The sequence below is a fragment of the Paludibacter sp. 221 genome, assembly GCF_010501035.1.
Classification (GTDB): domain Bacteria; phylum Bacteroidota; class Bacteroidia; order Bacteroidales; family Paludibacteraceae; genus QVMH01.
The window spans coordinates 37,939-47,398 of the sequence record NZ_QVMH01000023.1 but is presented as its reverse complement, the minus strand read 5'-3'; the positions used below and the strand labels follow the sequence as shown (position 1 = coordinate 47,398).

Annotated in this window: 5 protein-coding genes; 1 reads left to right on the top strand and 4 read right to left on the bottom strand. The window is 43.2% G+C overall.

What is annotated here, in order from left to right:
• The first annotated feature begins 39 nt into the window (after positions 1-39).
• Entirely contained in the window at positions 40-750 is a 711-nt protein-coding gene (locus D0T49_RS06810; protein WP_163629848.1) for a hypothetical protein, read from the top strand.
• 70 nt (positions 751-820) lie between these two features.
• Here the strand turns inward: D0T49_RS06810 and D0T49_RS06805 are convergent, their stop codons facing one another.
• The 4 genes from D0T49_RS06805 to D0T49_RS06790 all read right to left on the bottom strand — a co-directional run bounded on the left by D0T49_RS06805 (position 821) and on the right by D0T49_RS06790 (position 9,174).
• Positions 821-1,906: a DUF4837 family protein gene (locus D0T49_RS06805; RefSeq protein WP_163629847.1), complete on the bottom strand. Its 1,086-nt coding sequence runs from the start codon at positions 1,904-1,906 to the stop codon at positions 821-823.
• Between the two features lie 193 nt (positions 1,907-2,099).
• Entirely contained in the window at positions 2,100-5,333 is a 3,234-nt protein-coding gene (locus D0T49_RS06800) for a xanthan lyase (protein WP_163629846.1), read from the bottom strand.
• Between the two features lie 392 nt (positions 5,334-5,725).
• On the bottom strand, positions 5,726-6,745 hold the full coding sequence (gene rlmN / locus D0T49_RS06795; protein ID WP_163629845.1) for a 23S rRNA (adenine(2503)-C(2))-methyltransferase RlmN: 1,020 nt from the start codon (positions 6,743-6,745) through the stop codon (positions 5,726-5,728).
• Between the two features lie 308 nt (positions 6,746-7,053).
• A complete protein-coding gene (locus D0T49_RS06790; RefSeq protein WP_163629844.1) occupies positions 7,054-9,174 on the bottom strand; it encodes a peptidylprolyl isomerase in 2,121 nt (706 codons plus the stop codon).
• Between the last annotated feature and the right edge of the window lie 286 nt (positions 9,175-9,460).

Here is a 9,460-nt window from a genome sequence, read left to right as displayed (position 1 = left end):
AATAATAATTAAACATTAATAACTAACAATTAAGTAATCATGAACAGAAAACAATCACTACGGCAGGCATTTATTTTAGCCTGCGCTTTTCAATTTTCGTTTTTCATTTTTAGTGCAACTGCACAAGTAACTATCGGTAGCGATGCAGCTCCCAATGCGGGTGCTTTGCTCGATTTGAAGGAGAATGCTGATGGAACATCCAGCAAGGGTTTTAACCTACCTAAAGTTTTTCTTGTTAGCCTTACTTCTTTGCAGCCTTGCTTAACTGCCGCTGAAGAAGCTGCTCCCGGAGCAAAGGCTCTGCACAAGGGTTTGCAGGTGTATAATACCAACCCTGCTTTGGCCGAGGGTGTTACTACTTGGGATGGGAGTTCGTGGTCACACACGGCAGTTCCTAAAGTGGTGAATACACTAACTATTCCAAAGGTATCGTTTGTTGCAAATGAAGTTGTAACTGTGGGAACTCTGGCTTTGGAGCCGGGTGCTTATATCTGCGATATAGAATATGCTATCAAGTGGGCTGATGAAACTGCTACAGAAAAATATACTTCGTTTTGTTTGCGTTATGCTGCTACAAATACCAATATCTTATTAACAGAAAACAGGGCAGTTGGTGGTGAAGTTACTTGGCTTACTGCATCGCGTATATTCTTTCTCGAAAATACGACTGATGTTAAGTTTTTGTATTACAATATGCGCGACGGGGAGCTTTTTGGTGCGGGTAAAGTGAAACTTGTAAAATTATATTAGGTCGTAAAAAAAGCAATCCATCCAATACACTTGTAATGTTATTGGATGGATTACCTCTTATAGTGCGATTTTATTTTTCTTCTCCGGTTGCTTTCGGGGCGGTTACAGATACTTCGCCAATCACGTTAATGTCTTGCGGTAGTTTCATCGAATGAGCTACAGCTTCCAGAGCACGTATTGCATTCCGTTTGTTTGTAGCAGGGGCAAACACAAAGCCTTCGATGGTAACTACACGCTGGTTGATTTCGTCAAGGCGGGTAATGCTATAGTATGGGCCCCCCATCGACCCTCCGTTCAGTACCTTCCACAGTCCCCTTATCTCGGCTGCATATTCGCCGTTTACAGTTATTGCCCGCATTACGGGACGTGCATACTTGTACTCAGTTCCTACGTATGAGCCTTCTACTTCGCCCGGTATATTATGCTTCATTACCGAGTCGCGTTTAGCTGTCAGAAACTCGTAGGTAAACGTATTGGGGTCGGTATATGGGTAGGTGTAAATAATCAAATCTTGCCGTGTATAACCACTATTGTTGGTTATCCAGTAGAAGTTATCTTTTATCGTAGATAATTTCAAATCTACCGGAATATCCACTTGGATGCCGAATAAATCTTCTACCTCTTTCACCGCTTTTTTATTCAGGTCTTTTTTGTTGAACATTATGGTACGCTCGCGCTCCGATGCAATGAAGTAGTTCAGTATCTCCTCGCCATGTTTTTCTATAATTTGTATAAATTCCTCTTCGTTTGGAGCTACTACCCGTACAAAACACTGAGGATATGCGTAATAGTCTTTTGAATATACTATTTTGGGCTGTGTATATCTCTCGGATATTTCGGTGTACAGGATGTTTCTCGATGGTTTCAGTATGTCCGAAAAATCTTCGGGGCGTACCTGATTTATTTTCATCATAGGCTCCGACTGCGGCAGTCCGGGTGTATCCTGGTCGAACAGGTCGAATACCGCACGTCCTACAGGCTCTTTCCATTGGTTGTTGTCCATTACTACGAGTAGTTCAAACCGTGCTCCCGTAGCCGAGGGAAGAACCCTTGTACTATTCTTGCACGAGAAAACCCCCACTGCCAATAGCAACAGTAATCCTGTACTTACGAATAAAGATTTAAATGTTTTTTTTGTTGATTTTTTTGTCTTCATGGTGATATGTGTTTAGTTACGAGTTGTGTTTTTATCAGGATTATAAATCCTGATAATATCTTCAAGCCGGATTGCAAATCCGGCATAACAATAGCTTTTATTTGCAATATTTTTGTGTCTGTTTAGCGGGATTTGCAATCCCGCTATATCTTATTATAAGGATTTTTTAATCCGCTTAAATATCTTTCGAAAGCTACTGTTTACCTACAGAATCGAAAAACGACAGTATTGATTTCATCAGCTTGTTGCGTTCCGTTTCTTCTTTAATAGTCTCGAATGGGAATCCCAACGTACATATTTTGTTGTCCCCATTGTTGTAAACCACGCCTGCGCTCAGGTTATTTTCTGCATAGCGGCATACGGTGTTCCCCCCCTTGTCAAACGGCTCTATTGCGTCTGTCGCTTCCACGTAGTACGATAGGCTGTTAGGGCTGTTATAGTAGCTGAACTCGCTTTTTTCAAATGTCATCATAGGCGATTGAACTACTTTCACTCTTCCGCTTTGGCTGGCTTTTTGCGTACGCAGCCTCGATTTCAATACATTTTCCACAAACGCGCGGTCGTTGCCGGTAGTGTCATTGCCATGATACATATCTGATGCCCATTGCGAACCGCTTATCAGTATATTACCACCGCTGTTGCAAAAATCCTCTACCTTGCTTTGCAAATCTAACGTAAAAGTTTTAAACTTAGGGTCATTCTTGCCGTTTCCGGTGAAGATTTCTTTTTGTTTCCCGAAAATCAGGTCTACTGTACGATAGTTGTTAAGATTTACCAGTCCGCTTTCCACCGATTTGCGGCTACATGATATAAACGAGTAGCCTGCCTCTTTTATTGCTTTGCCGTGTAGTTTAGGGTAGTCAAATGTGTTTCCGGCAATTACCATTGTCTCGTATGTGCCGTAGCTTGCGCCGAATCCCGGAGCATCGTCGTCCATCCAAGGCACGGCTCTACGAAACTCGTGTTGCTCGCCTACGAACGATATGTCTGCCATATAAGGCACTCCGGCATCTTCGCGGTTGATGAATCCGGCAAGGGTAGTGTCTTGCATAAAGCTGACCGGTGCGCTAATTCTGTCGAAAGCGTTTACAATCAATACTTCTCCTTTGTTTTGCGATGTGCGGCATACCGACAGGGTTTCCGAAGGGAAACTTTCGCCCCCTTCGTTCACGGCAGTTATTCTGAAACTATAAATATGGTCGGGCTCAACTACAAACCTGCAACGGTTTTTGTTCAACAGGAAACCGTTATCGAATCCGGTACTGTCTACCTGCATATACACCGCATATTGTTTAGCCTTTGCGGTGGGTTCGAGCGGGTCGTCCACCGGAAGCCAATGGAGTTCCACTTCGTTTTCGCTTACAAACCGTATGTTGAATTGCTCTATCGGAAGCGGTTGCACCACGTATTCTCTGTTGTAAACAGATTCGAAGTATTTAAGTATCCCCTTGTACACCGCACGGCATACGGTAAAGCGGAATTGCGGGTCGAGCCCATAGCGCATATCGGCAAAATTCTGGTGCGATAACAACTCTATCAGCATAGTAGGTACTTCGGGTACGCGCGATTCGCTGTACGATTTGTCCCAAAGCCCACGGCACACCCATTCCGGCTCATGCAGTAGCCGTATATCCGACACTATCTGGTTTTGTACAATATCTGCCATATCGCGTGCCGCCATGCGCGAAACACCGTTTTTGTAAAAATACTTTTTGTCGGTATTGCGTGTGGTGCATATAGCCAGCGTGCCGATAATGGAATCGTTTGGAGTAACCCCGGCGTCGGAATGGAACCCTAAAGCAAGGTCGAGAGGAACGTTCAGCCCGTTTTCGTATCGGGAAACGGGAGAGCCTCCCGATATGTAGTTGACCCAAAAGCCTCGCGACTGAAAATCGTCGGTATAGTCGTTCAGGCCTTTCGAGCGGCTGTATATACTGTCGGGCACCCCTGCCCACTGAAGCCAGTAACGTGCCCCTTCGGTAAAGCGGGGATAGCCGCTTATTTCGGGCAGATAATACGGAGATGGTATGTAATGGATGGAATCTTTACGTATCTTTCCGGCTATCATCACTGCGTTTTGGGCAAAAGACCGCCTTTTTTCGGGCAGGTAAACCGAGTCGGGAATAAAATAGGCAGAATCGAAATTAAAATACGAATGTAAATCGGGCTGTGTTGCTATGTCGGCGGCTGTATAGCTCATGTTCGATACAAGCCCAAGCGTATCGGCCACTATCAACGTGGTGTCAGCCCAAATGGCAATGGTATCGGCCACCATCGGGTAGCGGGCTATATTGCCCATGCCACCGCCAAACTTTACCGCATCGGCCGTTACAACCGTGTTTTTTCCTGTGCCGTAATTGTTTAGGGTTACTTTTCCTTGTGCCGACATGCCTTTTTCAAAGTCAAAGTGTCCCAAATAAAGCCATGTGCCTCCATACATTGTTTGGTTTACTTCAAAATTGGTTGTGCCGCCTTTGTGGTACACAGTGTATTCGGCCTTATCGGTGCTGTTTTTCACTGTTTTGTACGATACATATACAGCATATTTGCCCGTTTCGGGTATGTCGGGAATCCACTCTGCACTGCTCAGTTCTTCTTTTTTATTACTTGTAAGGCATTCGCGGTATGTGCCTGAGGCAAAAGGGTTTTCTCCAAACAGGTAATAATCGTTCTCATGGGCAAATCCGCTTTCAATTCCCGTTTCCCATGCTGCTGCCCGGTTATATTCATTATAGAGCGAAGCAACATTTTGCATATCATTGTCTACAATCACTTCGTTAGTTTGTGTGTCGCGTTCGCGCGGTAGCAGGACGTTAGCTCCGGCATTTTCGAGCATCGGTACTAAAAATGGGAGTACATAGGCTTGTGTGTACAAGTCCTCTACCGTTTGGAACAGGCGTGCGCGCTGCCATTCCCACCGTGCGAGCGATTGCTCATAATACAGTCCGTGGCTCTGCCAGAGCGCTATGTGCCGGTCTTGCAAACCTTTGGTTATCTTTATTGGTTTCGATGTATTCGTAACAAGAGCTTGCGTCTCATTACCTTTATGCCTGTATTGCCTTTTCGTGTCGATATTGCGCTGGCGGAAGTAGTTGGGAATCAGGTCTTCTATGTTATTCTGTCCCACCCTGCAATACACCTTATAGCGGTTGTATTCCGCTGGTAGAACGGCTTTTACGGCATTGTATATTTGGTTTACCGTTTCTTGACGGAAAGGCAGATAGCCTAAAGTTTCGTTAGTGGTAACGGTGATAATCTTTTTTCTTTTGTTGATATTCACGTTCCTCACTTCTACATTGCCTACCCAGATTTCAGTGTTTGCTATTGTGCTCAATGTGTCGCTAATCTGTTGCTTCAATCCGTTTTGGGACGAAGCAAACTGACAGGTAATTAAAATGACTGATATGCAGAAAAAGAAACGTTTCATCTTATCAACTTTTCATCAAAATGTAGGGGTGTATTTAATCCGAATAATTTATATATAATGTGTTTTTCCAGCAATTGTTTATGCTTCCAGCTATTTTTGCCTGTTTTTTTTAAATCTATTTGTTTCACCGGATTTATAATCCGGTGATTTCTTAATAGCGGATTTTAAATCCGCAAATAATAGCTTTCGGATTGCAAATCCGAAAGGACTGGGCTGTAATCCCGTTTTAATTAGCTTTTATTTTGTGCTACATAGGTTTAGTTAGTTCATACATAGAAAGCCACTTTACAGATTATTCTTTTGTTTTCTTTTTTCTATTGGGCGAAAAATTTTTCGCCCCTACAGATATTTTATATTTGTAACTACTATTTTTAAGTCCCCCTTGGGGGGATTTAGGGGGTTGTTTTCTTCGCCGACAACATTCCGCAGGCGGCCGAAATATCTTCGCCGCGCGAACGGCGAATGGTACATGTAATTCTGTTTTTTGTGAGATAGTCACGAAAATCAATCATCTTTTTCTCGTCGGAGGTTTTCAGACTGACATCCGGAATAGCATGGAATCGTATGAGGTTTACGCGGCAGTCAATCCCCCTCAGCAATTTTACCGTTTCCATTGCATGCTGCATACTGTCGTTGTATCCGTCGAACATAATGTACTCGAACGATACCCGCCGCTGGTGACTGAAATCGTATTCTTTTATCAGCGATAGCACCTCCTGTAGGGGATAGGCTTTTTCTATCGGCATTATTTCCAATCTTTCGTGAGCGAAAGGTGTGTGCATGCTCACTGCAAGGTGGCAGGTGGATTCTTCAAGAAAACGCTTCATACCGGGAATAATTCCGATGGTAGAAACCGTTATCCGTTTCGGGCTCCATGCGTAACCATAGTCTGCTGTTAGTACATCAAGCGCGCGTAGCAGCTCGTTCGTGTTGTCGAAAGGCTCGCCCATTCCCATGAATACCAGATTGGTGAGTTTGTCGGCTTCGGGTACCGACATTATCTGGTTTAGTATCTCGGTGGCGGTTAGCTGTCCGTTGAAACCCTGTCTGCCTGTCATGCAAAACTCGCAACCCATTTTACAACCGGCTTGCGACGACACGCATAGTGTAAACCTTTCTTTGTCGGGAATAAATACCGATTCGATATACTGCCCGCTTCCGGTGCCGAAAAGGTATTTCTTTGTACCATCGGTCGAGGTCCGGCTGTATTCGGGCAGGCTTCTGCCTACCTGATACGACTCGTTTAGCAACTCCCTGTTTTTGGCAGAAATGTTCGTCATTTCGTCGATTGAGAACACACGCTTTTTATACAGCCAGTCGGCTATTTGCTTGGCTGTGAAAGCAGGCATCCCCAGTTCTGAAACTATTTCTTTAAGTTCCGTAGGGTTTAAGCCAATCAGGGATTTTTTCATTTTTCGGCAGATATAGTTAGTAGTTAATAGCTAATAGTTAGTAGTTATGTTTTTTCTATCCCTCGTTTGCAAACGAGAGGCAGGGTAGTAGGCTTTTTGCATTTGCAAAGCCGGAGCTTTGCTTTCAGCAGCGACATAGCGGGGTAAGTGAAGTAAATTACTTTATACTTTTACCTTTTACCTTTCACCTTTATACTTTCACCTTACTAACGTGCAAAGTTACACAATATCAGGGACAAAAAGAAAACGGAATGAATCATTTCATCCCGTTTTCGTAGTGTTTATATTTCTTTAGTTTTTCTTCGGAATTAATAGAAAGTAGCACGGTTGTCTACTATCTCAGCGTTTTTACGCATGTTTTCGTAAATCATGTACGACAATGAGTACATGTAACGGCTGTTGAGCTGTTCGATTTCCGATGTTGCGTCGAATTCTTCTGTGCCCTCTGTAATTTTAGTAGGCATTACCACATATACGCCTGAGTTGCCTTTGATAGGTGCCGAAACCTCGTTCAGATTCACAGTAAGCGATTTTCCGATAACGTATGGCTCAAATCCTGCTGCGCCAAACTGATATGATGCGAAGCTTACATTTTCTGCTTCTTTTACGTCAACATCAAGTTGTTGTGCAAGGCTGGTGAGCGATTTGTTGGCAGCCATTTTCTCGCTGATATTCTTAATCATGTAATCAGCTTTTTTCTCTTTCACTATTTCGCTCTTTATATCTGCCGATACTTTTTCTACCGGGGTATATCCTTTTTTGTTCACTTCGGTAACTATGGCTACTATAAACTGGTTGCCTGTATCAAATACGTCTGACACGTTGTTCAGGTTAGCTTCGAAAGCCCAACGCACTATCTGGCGCGATTGCGGCAGGATGCCTACACGCTCAGCGTTTTTGTCAAGGTTGTTTGCAGGGCGAACAGTCAAGCCTCTTTCGTCGGCTTGAGCCTGAAACTCATCTATGCTTTTCGATGCGTTTGAAAATTGTTTTGCATCGTTGAATATACGTGCTTGCGTACGGCTGCTTGCTGTAACTTTACGCTCGAGGATAGCAAGTTTTACTTTTTTGCGTGGAGCGGTTTTCTCCATCACTTGTACTATTTGTATTCCTTGCGCGTTTTTGATAGTGAATACTTCGTTTACTTTGCGGTCGAATGCCGACATGAACTCTTTGTCTACGCCTCTTACGTTTTCGGTCAACCAGCCTATTTCTCCGCCGTTGGCAGCAGTTTCCTGTACTTTAGAGTATTCACGTGCCATAGCCGGGAAGTCGGCTCTCCGGTTTGTGTTCAAAATGTTCACAAGGCTGTCGGCCAGTTTTTCTTCGGTAGGATACAGGTATATATGGCGCAATTTTACCGAGTCCGGCGTCATAATGCCGGTTTGCATAATGCGTGCCATAGTATGCGTATCGTTTTGGAATACAGGACCGAAATAATCGCCTGCTTTTCCTTTGAAAGCAAAATCTTTCAATAAAGCGGGAACTGTGCTTTCCGAATAGTTGCGGCCATCGTACATTACGTCCGAATTTGAATTTACCAAGCCTACCACATCGTTTGTTTCTTCAAACTCGATGCTTAGCTTATCCATCCACTCTTGTACCTGTATGTAATCATCTTCCATCGGTTTTACGTCGAATGTTACATAGTTGATAGAGCGTGATGCTTCTTGTTTGTACAGTTCTTTGTCTTTGTTGTAACGGTCTTTTATTTCGTTGTTGCTTACCGACACTACCGAATCGGGAACCATATAATATGGCTGGGCAATGTAAGAGAAGTCTGCCATTTTTTGGCGTGCGTCGAAGTTTGCTTTTGCGTCGATGCCGTTCGAGGTGATTGTCTGTGCCAGCAGGTTATTGTATTTTTCTTGTAATATGCTTACTTTCACTGCGTTTTCCCAATACAACCAGTAGCTTTTAGCCTGTTGTATCTGCATGTACATTTCGTTGTTAATTGGCTCTTCGTCCAGCGAGTTAAGGAAATTTACCAACAAAGCACGGTTGAAACGTCCGCTTTCGTCGTAAAAAGCCTGACGCTGAAGGATAATAGGGTGTATGTTGTTCCCGATTAAGCGGTCTGAAAGCTCTTCTTTGCTTACGGTCAAGCCTATTTTTTTAGCTTCGGTTTTCATTAGTTTTTCAGCTACGAGGCTTTCCCACACAGAATTACGGATTTGCGAAACCATTTCTTCGTTTAAATCGTTCTGTCCTGTTTCAATTTTATAAACCTCGGTCATCTGGTCTATAGCATTCTGAAATTCGTGGATTGAAATATCATCACCTGCTATTTCAGCTACTATTTCGCGCGAACTGTTGAAATAAGTAACACCCGAATTTAAAAAGTCGCCAATGATGAAGGCGAACAATGCCAGACCAATTATCAATACAAGTAAAGCCCCTTTACTTCTAATCTTTTCTAATGTTGCCATTTGTTGATAATATAAAAAGTATAATTTTTAATGTTATTTTGTTTGAATAAAATCTTTGAGGGCACGAAGATACAAAAAAATGTTTATTCAATCAGTTCTTTCTCTTTTTTTTATATTTTCTGCTTTAAAAATCAGTTGCTAAGGTGTTTTTTTGGATGTAAATGTCGTAGATTAACCCCCAGACTCTTAGTTACTCGCGTGCGAGGGAAAACCGGATGTTAATTTCGTCTCACCGTTGTTTTTTATCGGATTGCAAATAAGTCGTGGTCGGAAGATTATTTTCGCC